Source organism: Pseudomonas sp. GL93, assembly GCF_003408955.1.
GTDB classification, from domain to species: Bacteria; Pseudomonadota; Gammaproteobacteria; order Pseudomonadales; family Pseudomonadaceae; genus Aquipseudomonas; species Aquipseudomonas paracarnis.
Genome location: NZ_NKRF01000053.1, coordinates 69,470 through 92,943, shown reverse-complemented (window position 1 = coordinate 92,943; position 23,474 = coordinate 69,470). Strand labels below are relative to the sequence as shown.

The window sequence follows — 23,474 nt, the reverse complement described above, 5'->3', positions numbered from 1 at the left end:
GTCGACAACCGCAGCGGCACACTTAGCGCGCAAAACCAGCTGAAGGTGACGACCGAAAAACTGGATAACCAGCAGCAAGGCCGCGTGTTGAGCGCCGCACGCATTGAGTTGAATGCCGCACGATTGCTCAATGCTGACGCAGGCCTGGTGGTGGGCGACCGAGGGCTCAGCGGCCGCATCGGGCAGTTGGTCAATCGCAAGGGCGAGCTCTCAAGCCTTGCTGAAGTCACCTTGCAGGTCGACAGCCTGGACAACGTCGCTGGCCTGATATCTGCCGGCCAGGCGCTACGCTTGACCGCAAGTAGCATGGCCAATAATCAAGGTGGTCGCCTGGTTGCCGGGCAGCACCTGCAGATTAACGCCGGGCAACTGGACAACAGCCAATCAGGCGTCCTGACCAGTCAGGGCGACCTGGGGCTGAATATTGCCGGTACGTTGGAGAATCAACAGCAGGGCCGAATCGAGTCTGGCACTGACGCACAGGTCAGTGCCGGAACTATCAACAACCAGCAACAGGGTGTACTCGTCAGTGGCCGCGCCCTGGAACTGGCGACCGGCTCGCTCGATAACAGTCAAGGTGGATCAATCTCCAGCGCCAAGGCGCTCAATGCCCGTGTCACCAGCCTCGACCAGCATGACCAAGGGCGCATTTCCAGCAATAGCGACCTAACCCTGGACCTGGGCAACGGCCACCTCGACAACCGCGATGCAGGCTTGATCAATGCCAGTGGCCAACTGACGTTGAAAAATCTCAATAGCGTCGACAACCGCCGCGGCGAAATTTCCAGTGCCTATGGTTTTACTGTCGCGGCAAACAGCCTGGACAACCGCGCAGGCAAGCTGCTCAGTGACCAGGCCTTGGGCCTGCGTATCGCCCAGACGCTGAACAATGGTGCCGGTCAGATTGCAGCCAGCGGGCTGGATATTGACGTTGCCAGTTTGATCAACGACCAACGCGGTCGAGTTCACAGCCGTGAGCGGCTTGACGCCCGGGTGGGTGGTTTGCTCGCCAATCAACGCGGGAGCTTCAGTGCCGACGCAGGCGCACAGTTGACCGTGGGAAGCCTGGATAACAGCGACGGTGGCCAACTCTTCAGCAAGGGTGATCTGAACCTGAACCTCAATCGGGGTCACCTGAACAACCAAGGTGGCTTGATCAATTCCCCAGGCCAGTTGTTGTTGACTCAACTTAACAGCGTCGATAACCAGGGCGGCGAAATCTCCAGCGCCCAAGCCTTCGATCTGAATGCGGATCAACTCAATAACAGCGCCGGCAAGTTGCTCAGCGAGCAAGCCTTGAGTGTGCGCATTGCCCGCGCCCTGGACAACACCAAAGGTGCGTTGACCGCAAAGGCCCTGGATGTAAGGGCTGGAACGCTGATTAACCAGTCCGGTCGACTCGCTGCGGTGGATAGCGTCAACTTGCAAGTCGATGGCGAACTCGATAACCGCAGTGCAAAGGTTCTGGGCAAACATCTTGTGCTTGGCGTTGGGGCGCTCAATAACGACCAGGGCCTGGTGCAGGGTGATTCGACGTTGCTGCTCCATGCGGGCGGCGCGGTCAGTAATCAGGCCGGCACGTTAGCCGCTGGGCACAGCGTGACGCTCAACAGCGCCAGTCTGGATAACCGCAAAGGTAACTTGACCAGCGACGGTGCACTGACGGCCGGTATTGCGGGCAGCCTGCTCAACCAAGCGGGGCTTTTGAGTGCCGGCACTGACTTGCAGTTGAATGCCGCAGACTTGAACAACTCGCTCAAAGGTCGCATTGCCGCTCAGCAGGTACAGCTCACGGGGCAAGGGTTGGATAACAGTGCAGGCGGTAGTCTGTATGCCAAAGGTCAATTGGGTGTGGCCCTCGGCGGCCAGTTGAACAACGCCCAAGGCACGCTGCGCAGCGATGATCGTTTGACCATCAATGCCTCCGGTTTAACCAATGATGACGCAACACTCTCCAGTGCCAGCGACCTGAAGATCACGACCGGCAAACTAAGCAACCAGGGCGGGCACCTTAGCAGCGCAACCCAGCTGGGTATGACGGTTACCGCACTGGACAACAGCCGTAAGGGGCAGGTCTCCAGCCACGCCGATGTAAGCCTGGACCTGCAAGGTGGCCATCTCAACAATAATTCTGGTCTGATCAATGCCCCAGGGCAATTGCTGCTCAAGCAACTGGGCAGCGTTGATAACCAGGGCGGTGAAATTTCCAGTGCGCGCGCCTTTGAGTTGGCGGCGACGGCCTTGAATACGACGGACGGCAAGATACTCAGCCAGCAAGCCCTGACCTTGCGTATTGCCCAAGCACTGGACAACACCCGCGGCTTGATTTCCGCCGCTGCCTTGCAGGTGAGCAGCGCAAGCCTGGGCAACCAGGGCGGCAAGTTGAGTGCCGTTTCCGACCTGAACCTCGGCGTAGACGGTGTGCTGGACAACCGCAACGGTGAATTGCTGGGTCAGCACTCGACAGTCGAAGTGGCTGCGCTGAACAACCGCCAGGGGCGCATCCAGGGCGATAACCGCTTGACCTTGAGCAGCCTCGGCGCTGTCAACAATGGCAAGGGCACGTTGGCCGCCGGTCAAGCATTGACGGTCACTGTCGCCAGTCTCGATAACAGCGCAGGCAAGCTGACCAGTGACGGCACGCTGACGGCGCAGATTTCAGCCGGGTTGTTGAATCAGGCCGGGCTGTTCGCGGCCGGTCAAGCGTTGACCCTCAATGCTGCCAGCCTGGACAACCAGGCTAACGGCCGCCTCACCAGCAAGGCCGGGTCGCAGCTTGAGGTGGGACGCGTGGATAACCGAGGTGGCAGCATCACGTCGGTCGGGCAGTTGCAGGTCAAGGGTGCCGAGCTGGATAACCGTCAGGCCGGGTTGCTCAACTCGGGTAAAGCCATGAACCTGTCCATCGGCAAGCTGGACAACCGAGGGGGTGAAGTTTCCAGCGTTACCGAACTGACGATGACGGGCCGTGAGCTGGACAACAGCAATGCCGGTCGCGTACTGGCCAATAGTACGCTCCAGCTGACGCTCGACAGGCTGAACAACCAGCTCAAGGGCCTGATTTCTGCGCAACAGGATGTCAACCTCAAGGCAACCAGCCTGGATAACAGCGCCCAAGGCAGCGTCTACGCCAAACGCAACCTGGACGTGACCCTGGCCGGGCAGGCTGACAACAGCCAAGGCGTCATGCGCAGCGACGCCGCCCTGCAACTGCGCGGCGCCAGCCTGAATAACAACGGCGGGCGTATCAGCAGCGGCGGGGCGTTACTGGTGAGCTCCGCCAATGCCCTTACCAATCAGAACGGTGAGGTGCTCAGCGCTGATACCGCGACGGTAAATGCGGGCAGTGTCGACAACAGCCAAGGGCGCATTGTGGCTGACGGTGCACTGCAACTGACCACAGGCGTATTGCTTAATCAGCATCAAGGCCGTGTCACCAGCGCTGATCGCCTCAACCTGACAGCGACCGATGTAGACAACCGCTTCGAGGGCCGTATCGCCAGTGGCCAGGCGCTCAACGCTAGCCTCAGCAGCCTCGACCAGCGCGGAGCCGGTGAGTTTTACAGCAACAGCGAACTGACCCTGGACATGAACCAGGGGCACTTGAATAACGCCGATGGCTTTATCAACGCGCCAGGGCAGTTGTTGCTCAAAAACCTCAAAAGCGTCGACAACCGTAACGGTGAAATCTCCAGCGCCAAGGCCTTCACCTTGCGTGCCGGCACCCTGGACAACAGCGGCGGCAATTTACTCAGCGACCAAGGCTTGACCCTCAAAATCGAACAGGCGCTGCTTAACGTCAAGGGGCTGATTTCAGCCGCCGGTGTCGAGCTTGATGCCGCGCGCCTGGACAACCGCGAAGGCAAGGTCAGCAGCGCTTTGGATGCGCGCCTGGCGGTCAATGAGGACCTGCTTAACGACCAGGGCGAAATCGTCAGCGCAGGCCACACGCAGCTGAAGGCGGCCAGTTTGGATAACACTGCCGGGCAAGTGCTCGGTGATGTCAGCCTGGACGTGAAGCTCAAGGGCGCGCTGAATAATCAGGCCGGCACGCTCGGGGCCGGCACCTCGTTGAACGTGCAGGCCGCCAGTCTGGATAACCGCCAGGCCGGGAAATTGGGCAGCGACGGCCAACTCAAGGCCACGATTGATGGGTTACTGGACAATCAGGCCAAAGGGCAAGTGTTGGCCAAAGGCGCGATGGAACTGCTTGCCGGTCGTTTGGATAACCGCGAAGGGCGGCTGACCGGGCAGGGCCTGTTGACGCTGCACAGCGCCAATGTCGACAACCGCGGCGGTGTGATCCTTTCCCAGAAGGACCTTCAGCTCAATGTGGGTGAGTTGGACAATCAGCAAGGTTCGCTCAGCAGCAAGGCGGCCCTGAGCTTCTCCGGACAACAATTGCGTAATCAGAAGGGGCTGGTGAGTGCAGCGGGGCCCCTGCGACTGACTGCCGATAATGTGCAAAACGCGGCTGGCCGAATCGCCAGTCAGGCTGATCTGCAGGCAACTATCGGCGTACTGGCCCAACAGGGCGGTGAACTGGTTGCCCAGGACGAGCTGAGCTTGAGCGGGGCCTCCCTGGACAATCGCGATGGCGGCCTGGTAGGCGCCACAAAAGCGCTGAAACTGACGGTCGACGCCATTGATAACCGTGCGGGCGAGATTTCCAGCCAGAGCCGCATCGACTTCAAGGCGCAGCGCCTGGATAACAGCGCGGGCAAACTGATCGCCGGTACCGCATTGGAACTGGCCGTGGCCCATGTGATCAACCAGGCCCAAGGGATGATTTTCGCCCGGGATAACCGCTTCAACGGCGCGCGCCTGGATAACGGCCAAGGCACTTTCGCGGGCCAGCAATCGCTGAGCATGTCGCTGGTAGCCATTCCCGGCACTGAACTGGATGGTCGGCTGGATAACAAGCTGGGCAAAATCAGCAGCGAAGGCACCCTGCAACTGTCCGGCGCGACGCTCAATAACAACGCGGGTGCAATCTCTTCGGCGCACGCGCTCATACTGGCTGCCAGCGGTGCTATCAGCAACCTGGGCGGCATCATGGAGACCGATGCCAGCCTTGACCTGACCAGCGCAAGCCTGGACAACGGCCCCAAAGGCCTGCTCAACAGCCGTGGTGCATTGACCCTGGCCACCGGCACGCTGAACAACCATGGCCGTATCACCAGCGCTGATCGCCTGGACCTGGCAGCCACCCAGGTGGACAACAGCGGGCGTATCGCCAGCAGCAAAAATCTGACCGCCACCCTCACCGGCCTGAATCAGCAGGGCGGCGAACTGTTCAGCAACACCCAGCTCGATCTGGACCTTAACCACGGCCAACTGAGCAACGTGGGCGGCCTGATCAATAGCCCGCTGCTGATGTTGAAAAACCTGGCTGATGTCAATAACCAGCGTGGCGAAATTTCCAGCCAGCAAGCCTTCGCGCTGGCGGCTCGCAACCTGGATAACGGCGGCGGCAAGCTGATCAGTAACCAGGGCCTGACACTGCAGATTCAAGACGCCTTGGGCAACACCAAAGGTGCGATCAGCGCCGCCTCCCTTAACGCCAACAGTGCTCGCTTGGACAACACTGATGGTTTGCTCAACAGTCGTGGCGTCATGGACGTCTCTGCCACCCAGGCGCTGGATAACCAGCGCGGAACGCTGATTGCCGACGGTGCCATGCGGCTGTCTTCTGCGCGGCTCGACAACCGTGACGGTGATGTATCGGGCAAAGCCTTGGTGACGGTTGATATCGATCAGGTCGATAACCGCGGCGGCCAACTGATCAGCACCACCGCCGTGGATGTGCGTGGTGCGTCCCTGGACAACCGCAAAGGCCTGGTTGGCGCCGATAAGGCGGTGAAACTGCTGGTCGATCGGGTCGACAACCGTGGTGGCGAACTGTCGACCAACGCCGACCTGACCGTTACAGGGCACACCTTGGATAACAGCGATGCGGGTCGTGTGCTGGCCGGGCAATCCTTGAACCTTACGCTCACCCAGCTGCTTAATCGTAATCAAGGCCAGCTCAACACGCAGCGTTTGATGCTGAGCGCTCAGGACCTGGACAACAGCACGGGCAAACTGCTCGCCCAGCAGCTTCTGCAACTGGAACTCAAAGGAGAGCTGAATAACAGCCAGGGCGTGCTCAACAGTGAAGGGCGCCTGGGCGTCAACGCCGCCAGCCTGGTCAACCGTCAGGGCCGAATGTCCAGTGCCCAGGCGCTGGCGCTGGGTCTGACAGGGGCGCTGGACAACGAGGGCGGTGAGCTCGTGACTGACAGCACCCTGCAACTGCGCAGCGCCAGCCTGGGGAATCAGAACGGCGTGCTCAGTGGCAAAGGTGCGGTTGGGCTCACCACTGGCGCTTTGGATAACGCCGGTGGTCGTCTGATCAGCGGCGACAAGCTGGAGGTGAAAGCTGGGTTACTGAACAACACCGCTGGCAGCATAGGCAGTGCCCAGGCCCTGACGGCCAGCGTCGATGGGCTTGATCAACAAGGTGGCAAGCTGTTCAGCAACGCGGGCCTGACCCTGGACCTGAACAATGGTCAGCTCAACAACCAGCAGGGCCTCATCAACGCGACCGGGCCGCTGGTGCTCAACCATCTCAATGGTGTGAACAACCAGGCCGGTGAAATCTCCAGTGGCCAGGCCTTCAATATCGTGGCGCGCAACCTGGATAACAGCAGTGGTCGCCTGCTCAGCAACCAGGGCCTGACACTGCGTATCGACCAGGTACTCACTAACATCAAGGGTTTGGTTGCAGGTGCAAGCCTGAGTGCGCAAGCGGCCGCGGTCGATAACAGCGGCGGTACGCTCACCAGCCGTGGTGGCCTTGAATTGACCAGCACTGGGCTGCTGAGCAACGGGCAACAAGGTTTGATCAACGCCGCGCAGGCATTGACAGTCAATGCGGGCAACTTCAATAACCAGGGCGGCAGCCTGCTGGGTACCAGCGCGCTGACGCTCAATGCGTTGGCCGTGGACAACAGCGCCAAAGGCCTGATCAATAGCCAGGGCGGCCTGGAACTCAATGCCCAGAGTTTAGACGCCAGTGACGGCGGCGAGGTATCGGCCAAGGGTGATATGGACCTCACGCTCACGTCCATGGCTTTGCGTGGCGGCAGGTTGATAGGTGAGCAGCGCCTGAGCGTCGACTTGGCAAACGGTGATCTGGATAACCGCAAGGGCTTGATCTTTGCCAAAGGCCCGTTGACCTTGAAACGCCTACGCGACCTGCAAAACCAGGGCGGCGAACTGTCCAGCCAAAATGCACTTAGCTTGACGGGGCGCAGCCTGGACAACAGCGCCGGCACGCTTATCAGCCAACAGTTACTCACGCTCAATGCAGGCGACGTGGTTAACCGCGGCGGCCTGATATCGGGCTGGCAGGGCCTCAACCTGATCGGCACTCACTTGAATAACCGTGACAAAGGCACGCTGTCCAGTCGCAACGGTGATCTTGATGTGCGCCTCAGTGGCAGCTTGCTCAACAGTGGCGAAGGTGCGTTGGCCAGCCAAGGGCGGTTGAGTGTCAGCGCCGCCAGCCTGGATAACAGCAACAAAGGTGTGATCTCCAGCGGCGCGCAGCAGACCTTGAGCGTGATTGGCGTATTGAACAACACCCAAGGTGGGTTGATCGACAGCGGTTCGACGTTGGATCTGAGCGCGGCCGACCTCGACAACAGTGCCGGTAATATCACGGCCCTGCGCAATCTGAACTTCCTGGGTGGCAACTTGCTCAACACCGGTGGCTCGCTGATGGGTAACGACCATCTGGTGCTCAACCTGCAAGGCAACCTTGGCAACGTCAATGGCAAGATCGCAGGCACTGGCTCGTTGGAACTCCAGCGTGCCATTGAGGTGGATAACCGAGGCGGCCAACTGGCCAGCCAGGGACGCCTGTCATTGGCCATGGGCGGCCTGAACAACAGCCAAGGCGGCACCGTCGCGGCCAAAGGTCCGCTGGTCATCGATGCCAGCGCCATCGTTCAAAACAATGCTGACGGTTTGATCTACAGCCAGGAGGGCGATCTGCGCATCAACGCCTTTGGCCTGACCAACGCGCAGGGCAATTTGCAGGGGCAGAACGGCCTGCGTGTCGAGGTCAATGGCGATCTCGACAACCAAGGCGGCAATATCATTAGCCAGACCGGTGACGTGCACCTCAAGGCCGGGAACCTCGACAACCGTAGCGGTGTGCTCGCCAGTCTCAAGGGCGCCATTGAAGCCGGTGTGGTGGGAGTGCTTCGCAATGGCCGTGACCTCAATGGCAGCCCCAAGGGCGGCTTGATTCAAGGCCAGCGCCTTCTACTCAATGCCGGTCAATTCGATAACCAGGGTGGCTATCTCGGCGCGCAAACCAGCGACGCATTGCTGACGGTTGCAACCCTCAATAACCAGCAGGGCGCTTTATATGCCAAAGGCCTGATGCGCATCAATGGCAGCGCCCTGGATAACAGCGCCGGGCAGATAGCCGGCGACCACATCGCCTTCGGCCTCAATGGCCAACTGACCAACCACAACGGCCTGATCGAAAGCACCAACAACCTGACCGTGGCCGCCAACGCCCTCGATAACCAGGGCGGCAAGTTGCGCGCCCTGGGACGCGCCGGCAAGACAGAGTTCCAGATCGGCGGCGTGTTCGACAACCGTAACGGCGCCGTGGAAATCGCCAACCAGGACTTGACCCTGGCGGCCGCCAGCTTCCAGAACAACGGCGGCCAATTGCTGCATGTGGGTGAGGGCACGTTCGACATCTCGTTGCCCAACGTAACCGGCGCCGGCGGTACCGTTGTCACCCGTGGCGGCCTGACCCTGAACGCAGATACCTGGACCAATACCAGCGTCATTCAGGCAGGGCGATTGAACGTCAACGTCAATAACTTTACCCAGACGGAAACCGGGCAGTTGCTGGCTTCGACGCACCTGGAAGGTAAGGGTGGCAGTTGGGTGAACAATGGGTTGATTGCCAGTGATGGTAGTTCAACTCTCGATCTCGCGGGCACCTACAGCGGTAACGGGCGAGTCACCACCCAGAGTGTCCTCAACCTGCATGCGGCTCAGTTGGACCTGAGTAATAACGCCAAGATTACCAGCGGTGGCGACACGCTGATCACCGTCGATGGGCAATTGAACAACTCCGGACGCTTGACCTCTGCGACCAATCTCGAACTCTCTGCAGGTACGCTGAACAACTACGGGACGTTGGGTGCCGCACAGAATGTGACAGTCACCAGTGCAGCCTTGTTGAACGGTCATGGTTTGTTGTTCAGCGGCAATGACATGACCTTGCATAGCAACACCATCACGAACCAGTACGGCGATATCTATAGCCTAGGGCGCCTGGATATAAGCGGTCTTGATGGTACGAGTAAGGCGGTCAGCCTGGAGAACATATCGGGGAGCATTGAGTCCAGCCGAGACATGTCCCTCAAGGTTGCCAGCCTGACTAACCGTCGGGATGAATTTTCGACCAAAGAAACACCCGGTAGTGGCGGATCGCTTACAAATATCTGCTGGGACTGTAGCGGGGGCAGTTTTGTCGTCGATTTTATTGGTACCGAGAACTATCAAAGTGAGCTGCTGAAAACATCGGCTGCTTCGACTATCCAGGCGGGCGGCCGTATGGATGTCGCTGCAAATAATGTGCTCAATGAATACAGTGTCATCGCTTCCGGCGCGGACATGAATATCACCGCTGATACGCTGACTAACAAAGGTGCAGCGTCTGGCTCCGGAACGCGTACCCGGACTTGGCGGATGGAATCAACCAATGGTACTTACTGGCGTTTCAAACGTAACATCATGGATCCCTACAACGCTCAGCCCGGACCCAAAAGCCTGCCGGTCAGTGCGTTGTCAGCCTTCAGGCTGATTGGAGATACCTTGGTATCGACCGCTGGCGCGTCATTGGCACCCGCGATCATCCAGGCAGCGGGTACCGTGAATATCACGGCCACCAAATCCTTGATCAACAGCATCGAGACATCCTTTACCGCGTTGGCCGGGCGTGCTGCGCGCAATGAGGACACGGGTGTCGCCGGCGGTCCGACAACAGTGGTTGTGCAACTCGCTCCGCAATTGCCACCGGACCTGGCACAACAACAAGTCAACCCCGTTACGTTGCGCGGCTTCACCTTGCCCTCCGGCACCCACGGCCTGTTCCGCCTCAGTAGCCAAGCAGGTGAAGACACCCAAGCCACCCAAGCCACCAGCGGCCCGCAGAGTTGGACCATGGGCGGTGCCACGCTCGGCCTGGCTCAACGCCAGGATGCACAGCCGGCGCTTGAAACGCGCACCTTCGACTTGAAGAATGTTACTCAACAGGGCGCGTCTACTCGTCAGTTGGATTCCTCAGCACGTCAGGTCAGTGGCATCACCGCCAACAGCAGAACGCTTAACGTTGCCGGTGCCGGCGAGGTAGCCAACGGGAGTGGCTGGACGCCCAGCCAGATCACCCCAGGTGAAATCGCCCGGGGCGATGGTATCAACGCCCAAAATCCGTCTACAGGCTCAACTGCGCCAGTGACCGTGGTCACCGGGCCGGGCGATCAGCCAGGCCTGGCGCTGACTGAGCGGGATGCAAGCATTGAGATCATTACGCCGAACGAGCCTTCTCGACCGACGTTGAACATTCCTGGCGTGACGCCGGTTATGCCAGGCGTGCAGCCGGTTGTGAGCGCACCGGCTGCACAAGGTCCGGGCAGCAGCCCAACCCAGATCGCAGCCGTGATTGCCCAGCCGCTCAATGCAGCGGCGCAAACCACTACGGTCGCCAGCCAGACCATCAACCGCGTGCAGGGCTTTACGCCCTCCGCGCCTAAGTCCCAGCCGCATAAATACCTGATCGAAACCAACCCGGTGCTCACGGACCTCAAGCAGTTCATGAGCTCCGACTATTTGCTCGCGGGCCTGGGTTACAACCCGGACGAAAGTGCCAAGCGCCTGGGCGACGGCCTCTATGAACAACGGTTGATCCAGCAGGCTGTGCAAGCACGCACAGGGCAGCGCTTTATCGACGGTCAGAACACCGACGAAAAACTGTTCAAGTACCTGATGGACAATGCGATCCAGAGCAAACAGCAACTGAACCTGGCAGTGGGCGTGACCTTGACCTCGCAACAGGTCGCGGCACTGACCCATGACATCGTCTGGCTTGAACAGCACGAAGTGAACGGTGAGAAAGTGCTGGTGCCTGTGCTTTACATGGCCCAGGCCGACAATCGTCTTGCGCCCAACGGCGCATTGATCGCCGGTAATGACCTGAACCTGATTGCCGGCGAAAACCTGGAGAACGCCGGTACCCTGCGCGCTACCAACAACCTGTCCGCCAAAGCGGGCAACGACCTGATCAACAGCGGCTTGATCGAAGCCGGCAACCGCCTGGACCTGCTGGCAGGTAACAACATCGTCAATAAGTCCGGTGGCATCATCGCCGGACGCGACGTCACGCTCACCGCGATCAAGGGTGATGTGATCAACGAGCGTGCAGTGACCCGTACCGGCAACGGTACTGCTGAGCGCCGCGATTATCTCGACAGTGCGTCACGCATTGAGGCTGCCAACGACCTGACGATGAATGCAGGTCGTGACATCGCCAATACCGGTGGCGTGCTGCAAAGCGGGCGTGACACCACATTGGTCGCTGGCCGCGATGTGCACATCGATGCCGTTGAGCAACGCAATGGCTTGGATCTGGGCAGCCGCCTGCGCACCGAAACCGTGACGCAAAACGGTGCCAGCGTGGAGGCAGGCCGTGACCTCAAGGTATCGGCAGGGCGTGACTTCAGCGCCATTGCCAGCCGCATCGACGCCAAGCGCGACTTGAGCATCACGACGACTGAGAACCTGAGTATTTCTTCGGCCGCCGACGAACAGCATTCATCGAGTAAGTCCAAGAAGGTGACGCAGTCCAAGGATCACATCAGCCAGGTTTCCAGCGTGCTGACGGCCGGCGGCGATGTGTCGCTCAATGCCGGTAAAGACCTGGAACTCACCGCCAGCCGGATTGCCGGGGGCGGCAACGTGGCCCTCGATGCACAGCGCGATGTGAGCATCCTGTCGGCACTGGACGAAGACGCTTCGTTCTACTCGAAAAAGAGCAAGAGCTCGTTCGGTCGTAGCAAAAGCCAGCAGCGGGAAAGTTACGACAGCACCAACGTGGCCTCGGTCGTTGAAGCCGGTAAAGACCTGACCATCAATGCCACCAAGAAGACTGATGGCGGGATGAGCATCGATGGCGGGCGTGACGTCACCGTGATCGGCAGCCAGCTGAAGGCCGATGGAGACATGTTGCTAGGGGCCACGGGTGACATCGCGGTGTTGTCGGGAGTCGAGGAGCATGGTTCCTACAGCAAGAAGACCAAGTCCGGGTTCCTGGAGCTGTCCAAAAGTGGCAAAAGCCAGTTGAAGACTACTGCGAGCCAAGTGGGCAGTGAGTTGGAGGCGGGCAATGACGTGGTGGTGGCGGCAGGTAATGATGTGCGGGTGCGGGCCAGTGAGATTAGTGCAGAAAATGATGTCGAGTTAAGGTCTGGACTGGTCAAGGAGACAGGCGACATCAACCTGGTCTCTGCAAACGACACCGCCTATAGCCGTAGTGAAAAATACGAGAAGAAAACCGGCTCGATCTCGGGTGGGTTTATTGCGATCTCCTCGGCCAAAAAAGCTGGCCAGGAAGCCCAAAGCAGCACCAGCGTGGGGAGCCAAGTGTCCGCGGATCGTGATGCGAGCTTGCACGCTGAGCGAGATATTAACTTGGTGGGCAGTGGGGTCAGCGCCGGGCGTGATGTCAGTCTCAATGCAGGACGCGATGTCAATGTACTTGCGGCCCAAAGCAGTACCAGTGAGCGCGATTGGCAAAAAAGCAAACAAGCCGGTATTGGCGTATCGAGTGACGCCAATGGTGTGACCTTGTTTGTGGGCGCTGATAAAAGTGCAGAGAAAAATAGACTTGAGCAGCAAACAGCAGCCGCCAGCCAGATCAATGCAGGACAGGACCTGACGATCAATGCCAAGCGAGATATCAACCAGCGCGGCTCTGACCTATTGGCTGCCAATGATGCTGAGCTGACGGCCGGGCGGGATATCAACATCGATGCGGCACGCGAACGTTTGCTGATTGAGCAGCAGCGGGAGACGGAGCGTAATGGGTTGAGCGTGGCTATCAACCACAACTATGGCAACACCAAAGACGCAGTGAGCGGGGCTGGCAAAGGAGAGGACAACATCAGCAAGGGCTCCAGCACGCTGAAAGGTGTTGATGCAGTCAGCCAATTCCTTGCAGGTCCTACTGGGGACGTAAAATTCGGCAATAGCAAGCACAGCACCAGCACACAGCTGATTGAAGAGACCAATCGTTCATCGACCCTGAAGGCCGGTAAAGATCTCAACATGGTCGCTGGGAATGATGTGGCGATCAGCGGCGGCCAGTTGAATGCCGGCCGTGATATCAACATCAAAGGTCGGGATGTTTCGCTTGATGTAGCCAAGGGCAGCATTAACCAAAATGACAGCGAGAGCCAGAGCTGGGGTGGCATCCATGGCGGTACCAGTGGAGGAATAAAGCTAGGCGTAGGTGGGAGCCATGGCGTTGCTAGCGAGAAGGGTAGTAACGGTACTTCTACTGTCACGACAGCGCAGGCCGGACGCGATATTAACCTGAACGCGAGCAATGACCTGAACCTGGTAGGTACTCAAGCCAAAGCTGGTCGCGACATCGATCTCAAGGCAGGGAATGACTTGAGCATCCGTGCTGCGCAGAACGACAGTTCAAGCGACAGTAATAGAAACAGTGGCGGTGGAGAAGTCGGGTTTACCTTTGGCAATGAGGGGGTCGGCGTTTATGCCAGCGTCAGCATGGGCAAGGGCAACCTGGACCGGGAAGGGCAGCGTCAACAGGACGCCTATCTCTATGCTGCCGATCGTTTGGGCTTCGAGAGCGGCCGCGATACCCAGGTCGCAGGTGCCGACTTGCGGGGAGATAAAGTCATTGGCCGGGTTGGCGGAGACCTGAATGTTTCTTCTGTCCCCGACACCGGCAAAGTCAAAGGCAAAGAATTTGATCTGAGTGTCACCGTCACCATCGGTCCGGGCGCCGGTGTCAGCGGTTCGGTTGGTTACGGCCAGACCTCTGGAAAAACCAATGGGGTCGAAGACCAGACGCGGATCACCGCCAGCGACAAAGTGGATATCCGTACGGAGAAGCACACACAACTCGATGGCGCTTTAATCGCTTCAGACAATGGCAACTTGAAACTGGACACCGGCACGCTGGGGTTCAGAGACATCTCTGGAGAAGATAAAGAGCACGGGTATTACTTGAACGTCGGTGGCACCTACAAAAACGGTGAAAGCACTACCCAGGACCCGAGCCAGGTCGGTAAAGGCAAGACGGGGCAGACGGGGTGGAGTGTTACTGGCTGGAAGTACGATAAGCAACGCGAGCAATCAGTCCGCGCGACAGTGGGCGAGGGTGAGATCGTTGTGCGTGATGTGAGCGATGTTACATCTGCAGTGACGGGGCTCAATCGCGATGTTGAAAAGGCCTACGAAGTTACCAAGGACCAGGAAAAACGTACGGATCTGTATGTAACTGACTCTTCGTTGAAAGCGGTGACATCCCCAAAGGCAACATTAGAACAATGGAAAACCGACGCCGCCAAGTTAGGTGACAAAACCGAAGAGACGATTTTCCAGATGGTGGACCTGCTTGGCGCTGGCTCGCAGATTGCGCAAGGTATAAACCCTGACTTAGTCGGAATCGAGATGAAAGGCCAGGCCGCCATACGGCAGCTAGGCAGTCGTCACCAAGAAGAGAGGTCCGCTATCGTCAACCGGGTGCTTGGTAATATCACGAACAACGCCCAGTCGCCTGAAACTCAAGCACTGGCAGATAAGCTCACTCAGATAGCAGGGGACGACCCGCAAAAAGCCCTGCAGGTGTTGGTGTTGCTGAAAGGCTTGAATAAAAGCAGTCATGGAGAAAGTAATTTCTTACCGGCCATACCTCTCGCTATGGCGGGCATCACAGCCATAGGAGGCGCGTTAGTCGCAGCTAACCCAACCACGCAGGAAAACTTGCGTATTGCGGCAAATTCCCTGGTTGAGGCAACAGCCAAAACTGGAGAGAATGCTGCGCAAAGCATGAAAAGCAGCATATTGATCTGGGATGTGATTGTCGGTACGGCATTCCCGATCCACCTGCTTGATCCTAGCAATCGCAGTCTGGTCAATCCGATCCTGACTGACATCGCCGTGCATCCGAGCAGTGGCGGGTTTGGTGATGGCAGTGTGGTTGCTCCGACCGTTCATACCGGTGGGACGCAGCTGGATGGGCGACAGGATGATGGTAAGTATGTGACACCGGAGCATCGACTTGATCCGGGGAATATGTTTAGTGAGAATGGCAGCTCGGGGACAAATGATGTAGGTAGCGTTGCCGATAAAATATTGTCCGCCAATCGTGTCGGCAGCGGATTGAAGGAGGATATGTCACACGTTGCAGCTAGCTATCTCACCAAGGAGCAGCTTGCAGCAGGTAAAACGTTCCCCGTAATCGGTGGAGACGGTGTGAATAGAACCTTGCTACAAACTTCGGGTGGCCTCAATGGGAAGTCAGGTATATATGAATATATTCTTGATCCGTCAGGAAATGTCACTCATCAGAGATTCATCGAGAATGGAATAATAAATGGTATTCCAAATCAACGTCCGCCGAAGGTGAAGTGAAATGTATTTTCCTATGGTTCCGAGCTCATTTATTTATAGCTGTGTGAAGTTATGTTGGCGAGATGTGCTGTGGGGTTATGAGCGAAGGCTGGTAGGTTGGGAGTTTGTTGTAGAGTTTGCCGACTTTAATGTGTCTGGCGGATCCGTCGAACCATTGGAAATTGATCTGATTTGTTTGGGTGAAATTGACATCCGGGAAATTGAAGAGAAGATGTACTTGCTCTCGGAGCAGGAAAAAGAAACGCTTGCTTTCACGTCGAAACAAAAATGGTTGTTCATTGCGCTTAAGTGGCTGTATGAGAATCAACGTCATGTCGTTGATCCTCTTGGATCGGTTGAGTTGGTTTACGAGGACTTTGATTTTCCCACTGAAATAGAAAGTTTTGTTCGCTATATGCCGGCGCAGGGCGGATATAAGCCTGAGGAATATACCGCTCAACAAAATATTGACAGGCTTTTTTGTAATTGGCGAGAGTATTTGGAGAGGATGGCTGACGTTTTTAAAGTGGCGAATTAAAAAAGGGGACAGATTTGAATGGCGCTTACTTAACAGCTAGCCGGCTGATTTGATAATAAATAAGTGAAAAAGGCCGCCCTTGGTCTACGGTGATAGTTGCGAACACCCACCACTCGAACAAGGACAGCCCGCGTGAATCGCAGACCTCAAATCGCCAAGCATCAACAGCAGCGTATGCAGCAGCACGCGAAAAACAGCAATGGCCGTGCGTTGGAGGAACGGTTCATTTCTGACTGTCGCAACAGCGTCGGGCTGGATAACTATTTTCAGCGTTTTGCCTAGAGTGGTATCCAGCTCGAATTCATCCACTCGCCATCGTCATGACTAGGAAAAAAGGGGACTGAAAAAAGGGGACAGATTTATTTATAGGTTTGACTAGTCCTTTTAGATATAAAGAATGAGTCTCTAGAAAAATAAATCTGTCCCCTTTTCGTCGGAAAACTTGCGTATTGCGGCAAATTCCCTGGTTGAGGCAACAGCCAAAACTGGAGAGAATGCTGCGCAAAGCATGAAAAGCAGCATATTGATCTGGGATGTGATTGTCGGTACGGCATTCCCGATCCACCTGCTTGATCCTAGCAATCGCAGTCTGGTCAATCCGATCCTGACTGACATCGCCGTGCATCCGAGCAGTGGCGGGTTTGGTGATGGCAGTGTGGTTGCTCCGACCGTTCATACCGGTGGGACGCAGCTGGATGGGCGACAGGATGATGGCAAGTATGTGACGCCGGAGCATCGACTTGATCCGGGGAATATGTTTAGCGAAGAGGGATCTGAAAACGCCGCCCTGTACCCAAAGCTGAAGGAACAATTGATACTGGAAAACCTGAAAAATCTCGCTTCACAGGACCCAAGATTAGCGACTGCTGTGAACGGGAGTGGAACGAATAATCCGAACTTTTCTATCGGTCAAGGTACTTCTACTGAGTCTGATCAGTTAGGGAAGACCTGGGTTGGTGATGGTGCGAAGAAAACTGGTGATGGGCTTGGTCTGATCAGTGCAGACGGCACGCGAGTCTATAGACCACCTATGTCTAAAGACTCCCCTTTTGCCCCGACGGGCGTGCAGGCCAATTTTGAAAGGTATAATATCAATCCAACGACAGGCCAGCGCATAAAAGTAAGTAATGGCCATCTGAATATTAAGGATTAGGAGGAGTTGTGCGCGCTATCGTAAAAGGCATTTCTAATGATGTTTTTGATATTAATACCTACCAGCCGGAAAAATCGGATAATTTTTATTTGAGTCTTCGTGTTCGAATTGGACTTGAATCCTCGCAGGGAGCGGACGATTTTGAACTTTTCGTTTGCACGCCAAAGTGGTTGGACGAATCTCTATGGGAGCCCCGCTTGGGAAGGGGGATGCTAATTGTTCGCGAATACAGCCTTAAAGAAATTGAAGGTTTTATTTATGATTGCGTAAGCCGTAGTGAAGGCGCTAGTTGGGCTGATATCGCAATGAGGCTAGGGAGGGTTTTTTCTTGGGAGTTCGATGATTATCAGGTTTAGATGTCAAGATTCAAACAAAAAATGCGGGTGTCATGAGTAACGAAAGGTGACAGATTCATTTGATTTAAGCTAAACGCCGGGCAGGATGTGGCGATCAACGCCAAGCGCGATATCAACCAGCGCGGCTCTGATGTGGGCGCTGCCAATGATATCGAGCTGACGGCGGGCAGAAATATCAATATCGATGCTGCGCGTGAAAGTGTGCTCACCGAGCAGATACGCGAGAAAGACAGCAAGAAAAAAGGGGACAGATTTATTTATAGGTTTGACTAGTCCTTTTAGATATAAAGAATGAGTCTCTAGAAAAATAAATCTGTCCCCTTTTCATGCTTTTCATGTATATATCACTAGGGACCTTGACGGACATAACGGAGGAGCATGGAAAGCAGCTAAATCGGTTAAAGCGCTTGGCTCGAAAGATACGAGACTGGGTACTTTTGACGTGAATATGAAACGTATTGGTGATTGAAATGAAAAAAACTGAGATGCCGGATTGGATTACACGTGGGAAGACCATTTCTGAATTAATTGAAGAATTACGCTCATTTGAGGATCAAACTCTTATGGTTGAGATTTCAGTTGACGGTGGCGTAAGTAAAAAGCCAATCAGCTTGGTTGGGAAGGAAGATGGTGTCTGTGTTTTATTTAATTGCGAGTCGGATTTTTAACGCGGGCTATGGTAGTGCCGGGGGGCGTAGAGCAGAATAGATGGGGCTACGGTGACTCTACCCGACACTGCGGCCAATCGAATTACGGGCAAGGTCAAATGCAAAGAATTCGATATCAGCATTATGGCGAAACAAAAAGGGGACAGATTTGAATGGCACTTAATTAACAGCTAACAGGCTGATCTGATTACAAAAAAATGAAGAAAAGGCCGCCCTTGGTCTACGGTGATAGTTGTGAACACACACCACTCGAACAAGGACAGCCCGCGTGAATCGCAGACCTCAAGTCGTCAGGCATCCACCCGCCATCGTCATGACTTGGCCTGCGCCGAGTACGTTGGTTATCGGGTGGCCCGCCAATGCAGGATTTGCTGTTGAATGTTCCAGTGAATAATCTGCTCGTAGAGCTTCTCGACGAAAGCGACATCAAGCTCGGCTTCTACCGCCCATAGTCGCCGCTCCTCAAGCATGGCCGCGACGCGTTCAGGTGCTGGAATGTCCTGTTCGTTGGCTTTGAACTGCGCCGCAGCCTTTACGTAACGCAGGCGTTTTTGTAGCGAGTCGAGGATCTGGCGGTCAAAAAAGTCGATGCCCGCTCGAATGTCATTGAGGTTCTCGCAGGCTTGTGGCGGTTTTAGTGGCAGCATGGTGCTGGTCTCTTTCAATAATGAGTACGCAAGTTGAATGACGCCGTCGGCAATCGCTCGACGACCGCGTGTTCAGTGAATGTTCGCTTAGATCGAAGGGTATTCAGTTGAGCTTCGGTAACCACTTCGTCGATCAAGGCGTCGATCATGCTGCAGTCGTGATGATGAGGTGTGGTGATCAGGTGTGCCGAATTACCGGAGGTGGCCAGGCAGTATTTCGTCGCAATTCTTTCTGATGGGCAAGGGAACACGACGGTGATGGAGTTTTCGTTGCGCCAGGCATCAATGCCCGAGGCCTGGAAGCGGTCGACGGCGTACTGTGCCGTGTCCAGGCTGTGTTTGATCCGATGGCGCCATTCAGCCAATGAGTAGCTGCGCAGTGCCGCCCACATCATCAGGGGTGTGTGGCCGTTGCGCGAGCCGCTGATGGTCTTGTCATGGGCCCGGATATAGTCCACTTCCACTGAAATGCGCGCGACGTTTTTGCGTTTGGCCACGACAATTCCGCAAGGAATGGGCGAGCCGATCATCTTGTGGCCGGAGACGCAGATCGAGTCGATGCCGTCGGCAAACGAGAAGGGTTGTGGGTGATCGACGAAGGGCAGAATCATCCCGCTCAGGGCCGCATCAGCGTGCAGGTAGTAGTCGTGGCGGGCAATGCCTGCGTGTTGCAGGCGTTGCTGGATGGTCACGATATTATCCACGGCTCCACGCATCGTGGTGCCGATGTTGGCGAAGATGATGGGGTGACGCTCCTGGTCGGCGGTTATTTTTACCATCAGGTCGTCGTAGTCGATTTCGCCATTGGGCAACGATTCGACCGCACGGCATTTGATCCGCAATAATTTGACGATCTTTGCCACGGAGTAGTGGGTGTCTTTCGAGTAGTACAGGGTGCCGTCCGGAAACAGTTCGCGTCCCAGGTAGCAGCCAAACATGTTGCCTTCCGTCCCGCCATTGGTGACGTAACCCCAACTGTCTTCGAGGGCAATGTTGAACAGCTCGGCAAAATACGTCATGACGTCTTTTTCAAAGTCGAACGAGTTCAACAGGTAGTTGCTGTACTCGTTCCAGTCCCCGCAGTTGTTAATCGAAAATTGCAAGAAACGGTGCAGCTGGGAGTAATCAAAATCGGCTGATTCGGGATACCCAATGTTGAAATACTGATGTGTCACGCAGTGCTGCCAGAAGCCTTCAAGCTTGCTTTGGTCGGCAGGGGATAAAGTCATGTCTAACTCCTTTTAAATCGACTGGGTGACGCCGCCCGGTCAGGCGGCTATCTGCCTCGCGTCTACCAATGACCACCAGCTGCTGAGCGTGGGCGAATCCGCCAGTTCTTCGAAGCTGACGGCAATGCCACGTTCCTTGAGTTCGGCCGCGAGTCTCATCACTTGCAAGGAGTCGAGGCCATAGAAAATCAGGTTTTCCTCAGGGTCCAGGTCTTCACAGTCCTCGACGAGTTGCAGCACGCGAGTCTGCAACCAGGCGCGGGTGGTTTCCGCTGCCAGAAGCTGACGCAGGCGCTTCTTGTCAATCTTGCCCACGGGGGTCAGCGGCATGGTCGCGATTAGCCGGATGCGGTCGGGCAGTTTGTATTCGGCGATGCCGAGTTCCATCAGGTGACGTCTGAGCGCGGGCGGCTTCAGGCTCGGGTTACGTGAGACGACGAACGCGCAGCTTTTTTCTCCCAGCCTGTCATCGGGCATGGCCACCAGGCCCGCGTGAGTCACATCCGGATGGAGGACGATGAGGTTTTCGATTTCCTCCGAGGCGACTTTTTCACCGCCACGGTTGATCTGGTCCTTGACCCTGCCGACCACGCGCAAATCGCCGCTCGGCATGAGTTGGACGAGGTCACCGGAGTAGTAGTAACCCTCGTTATCGAACGCCTGGGCATTTTGTTCGGGACTTTGGTAGTACCCGCAAAAGGTGTAAGGGCCACGTGTGGCCAGCATGCCAGGTTCTCCGTCCGGGACGGGGAGGCCTTGTTCGTCAACGATTTTGATTTCATCGTCGGGGCTGATCGGACGGCCCTGGGTAGTAAAAATCTGTTCGTCGGAGTCATTTAGCCGGGTGTAGTTGATCAGGCCTTCGGCCATCCCGAATACCTGTTGCAGCTTACAACCGAGTACGCCGGGCACCTGGCGTGCCAGCGAGTCGGCAAAACAGGCGCCACCGACCTGGAGGAACTCAAGCGATTGCAGTTGTTCTTTATGCTCCGGCGCTGCCTGCAGCCACAAGGCGACTGCACTTGGTACCAAGGCCACAGTATTGACCTCTTGGCGCTGGATGATCGAAAAACAGGTCAAGGGCTCCGGGCTGGGCGCCATGATGATGCAGCCGCCAGCATGCAGAACACCGAGGGCGCCGGGGGAGCTGAGCAAGAAGTTATGGGCGGCAGGTAGCGCGCATAGAAAGCGCGTGCGTGGCGTAAGTTCGCATACTTGCGCGCTTGCCCTGGCGTTGTAGTAATAGTCGTTGTGAGTGCGGGGGATGAGTTTGGGGGTCCCCGTGCTGCCGCCTGACAGTTGGAACAATGCGACCTCGCCGGGCCTCGAGGGGGAGACGTTCACGTTGCTCTCGCTCGGCGTATTGATCCAGTCGGCGAGGTTGTTTTCGTGACGTTGCTCGCCCAACAGCAAGATGATGTCTGGACTTGAACCCACCTCCTTGAAGTCGGCGATATAGCTGTCGTCACGGAAGACTTCATGCTCGCGGGAGGCAATCAACAACGTTGGCGCGATTTGTTTGGCGTAACTCTTGAGTTCAAGTTTGCGATGGCTGTAGAGCGCGTTGAGGGGGGCGATTCCTGACTTGAGCAGGGCAAAAAGGACAATGTAAAACTCCGCGATATTGGGCAACTGCACCAGTGCAGTGTCACCGTTGCCAAGCCCGCTGGCGGCCAGTCGCGAGGCCAGGTTGGAAGACAATTGGTCCAACTCGGCATAGCTGAAGTGGCGATCGCCGCAAATAATCGCGGGGGCATCGGGTTGCGACTGGCTGCGTTCTTGAAGGAGGTGGGTGAGCGGTTTGTCGAGCCAATAGCCTTTGTCCCGATAACGCTGTGCGCTTTCCAGAGGCCAGTGGTTAAATTCAATAGTCATAATATTCACGTGTGAAAAAATTCGAGTTAGTGGGCCAATCCGCAGGCGCGCAGCATGGTGCCAAGTTTGGTCTGGACTTCTGCCCATTCGGAGCTAGGGCTTGAGGCCTCAACGATGCCTGCGCCGGCGAACAGGCGGACCTTGTTTCGCCTGACAGTGCCGCAACGAATCGTTACGACCCATTCGCCATTGCCCTGGGCATCGCACCAACCCACCATGCCGGTGAACAGGCCGCGCTCGAAGGGTTCGACGAAGCGAATCAGGCGCCGGGCGCGCTCGGTAGGGAAGCCGCACACAGCCGGTGTGGGGTGCAAGCGGCAGGCAAGCTGCAAGGCCGATACAGCCGGGTCTGCCAGCGTGCCTTCAATGCGGGTCGAGAGGTGCCAGAGCGCGGGCGTGCTGATGAGGGAGGGGCGTTGCGGCACATTCAGCTGCGTGCACAGTTCCCCGAGTTGGCTGACGATGTCCTGGGTCACGAACCCGTGTTCGTAGTGATCTTTTTCCGATGTCAGCAACCAGTCTGCATTGCGCCGGTCGGCTTCTGGATCGGCCATGCGCTTGGCCGACCCTGCCAGCGGGTTGGACAGAAAGCTCAGGCCTTCCTTGCGGACCAGGAGTTCGGGACTGACACCGATCAGCGTGGTGCCATCAGGCATTGGCACACAGAAGTGGTAGCCGCTCGGGTTCTGGGCTTTCAGGTTGTGCTGCAGGGCACTCACATCCACATCGTTTGCAAATATCAGCTCGCGTTGAACCGAGAGCACAGCCTTGCGTACGTCGCTGTGGCGGAAGTTGACAACGGCGTGTTCCACCGCCCGTTTGAAGGCCTGTTCGTCCGGAATGTTTTTCTGTTCGATCAACTCAGGCAGCGTCGACATACCCGTTCTCGCGTGGATGTCTCGGGTCCGCCATTGCGCGTGTTCAGGAATGTAGAGGCAGGAAGGTTCAGCAGGGTCGAAAGGGATGGCGCCAACGATGATTGGGTTGCTCTGGCCAGCTTCGCGCGCCCGATCAAACGCTTGCGCAATTGTCTGCTGGAACAGGCTATTGGCGTCATCGCCGCCAATGGCAGGTGTTTCAATTCTCTGCAGCATCCCGGTGACCGCTAACTCGCGATCGCCGGATGTGAACGAAAAACTATGTTGTACCTCTGCGAGTTGCACCTCTTCCATCTCGTTCGTTCTTAGGGTGCCCGTTCTCATTTGGGGGAAGCCTCCGTGGCCTAGGGATAAAAGAAAATCTTGAAATTGAATCATTATCGTTTCTAATATGTGATGCTAATCATTACGATTTG

The 23,474-nt window shown here is 56.6% G+C and carries 11 protein-coding genes and 1 pseudogene; 8 read left to right on the top strand and 4 right to left on the bottom strand.

The annotated features are described in order from the left end of the window. From CER19_RS08785 to CER19_RS08755, 8 genes and pseudogenes are all read left to right on the top strand, one after another. Positions 1-15,735: hemagglutinin repeat-containing protein (locus CER19_RS08785; protein WP_256660404.1), on the top strand; the 15,735-nt coding region annotated here is incomplete at its 5' end. Position 15,736: 1 nt separating this feature from the next. Further along, positions 15,737-16,252 (top strand): DUF2247 family protein, encoded by a 516-nt coding sequence (locus tag CER19_RS08780; protein ID WP_116666128.1) that lies wholly within the window; start codon positions 15,737-15,739, stop codon positions 16,250-16,252. Between the two features lie 132 nt (positions 16,253-16,384). Then, on the top strand, positions 16,385-16,534 hold the full coding sequence (locus CER19_RS28760) for a hypothetical protein (protein ID WP_165861618.1): 150 nt from the start codon (positions 16,385-16,387) through the stop codon (positions 16,532-16,534). A 160-nt stretch (positions 16,535-16,694) separates the two neighbouring features. After that, positions 16,695-17,405, top strand: a complete 711-nt coding sequence (locus CER19_RS28930) for a hypothetical protein (protein WP_218568477.1) — start codon at positions 16,695-16,697, stop codon at positions 17,403-17,405. An 8-nt stretch (positions 17,406-17,413) separates the two neighbouring features. After that, the gene (locus tag CER19_RS08770; protein WP_116666127.1) at positions 17,414-17,761 is read left to right on the top strand and encodes an immunity 8 family protein; all 348 of its coding nucleotides are present in this window, start codon (positions 17,414-17,416) and stop codon (positions 17,759-17,761) included. Positions 17,762-17,839: 78 nt separating this feature from the next. Beyond that, a pseudogene (locus CER19_RS08765) lies at positions 17,840-18,034 on the top strand (hemagglutinin repeat-containing protein); the annotation flags it as partial. Between the two features lie 34 nt (positions 18,035-18,068). Beyond that, positions 18,069-18,230 carry a toxin C-terminal domain-containing protein gene (locus CER19_RS08760; RefSeq protein WP_305955559.1) on the top strand — a complete coding sequence of 54 codons (162 nt, stop codon included), beginning with the start codon at positions 18,069-18,071 and terminating at the stop codon, positions 18,228-18,230. A 1-nt stretch (position 18,231) separates the two neighbouring features. After that, positions 18,232-18,429: a hypothetical protein gene (locus CER19_RS08755; RefSeq protein WP_032872340.1), complete on the top strand. Its 198-nt coding sequence runs from the start codon at positions 18,232-18,234 to the stop codon at positions 18,427-18,429. Positions 18,430-18,770: 341 nt separating this feature from the next. Here CER19_RS08755 and CER19_RS08750 read toward each other — a convergent pair whose 3' ends face one another. The 4 genes from CER19_RS08750 to CER19_RS08735 are packed head-to-tail and all read right to left on the bottom strand — an operon-like array spanning position 18,771 to position 23,352. Beyond that, entirely contained in the window at positions 18,771-19,076 is a 306-nt protein-coding gene (locus CER19_RS08750; protein ID WP_116666125.1) for an isochorismate lyase, read from the bottom strand. A gap of 14 nt (positions 19,077-19,090) precedes the next feature. Next, complete coding sequence (locus CER19_RS08745; protein ID WP_116666124.1) at positions 19,091-20,305, bottom strand: histidine decarboxylase; 1,215 nt, start codon at positions 20,303-20,305, stop codon at positions 19,091-19,093. A 39-nt stretch (positions 20,306-20,344) separates the two neighbouring features. Then, positions 20,345-22,180 (bottom strand): (2,3-dihydroxybenzoyl)adenylate synthase, encoded by a 1,836-nt coding sequence (locus CER19_RS08740; RefSeq protein WP_116666123.1) that lies wholly within the window; start codon positions 22,178-22,180, stop codon positions 20,345-20,347. 26 nt (positions 22,181-22,206) lie between these two features. Then, positions 22,207-23,352 carry an isochorismate synthase MenF gene (locus CER19_RS08735; protein ID WP_116666122.1) on the bottom strand — a complete coding sequence of 382 codons (1,146 nt, stop codon included), beginning with the start codon at positions 23,350-23,352 and terminating at the stop codon, positions 22,207-22,209. Positions 23,353-23,474: the final 122 nt, after the last annotated feature.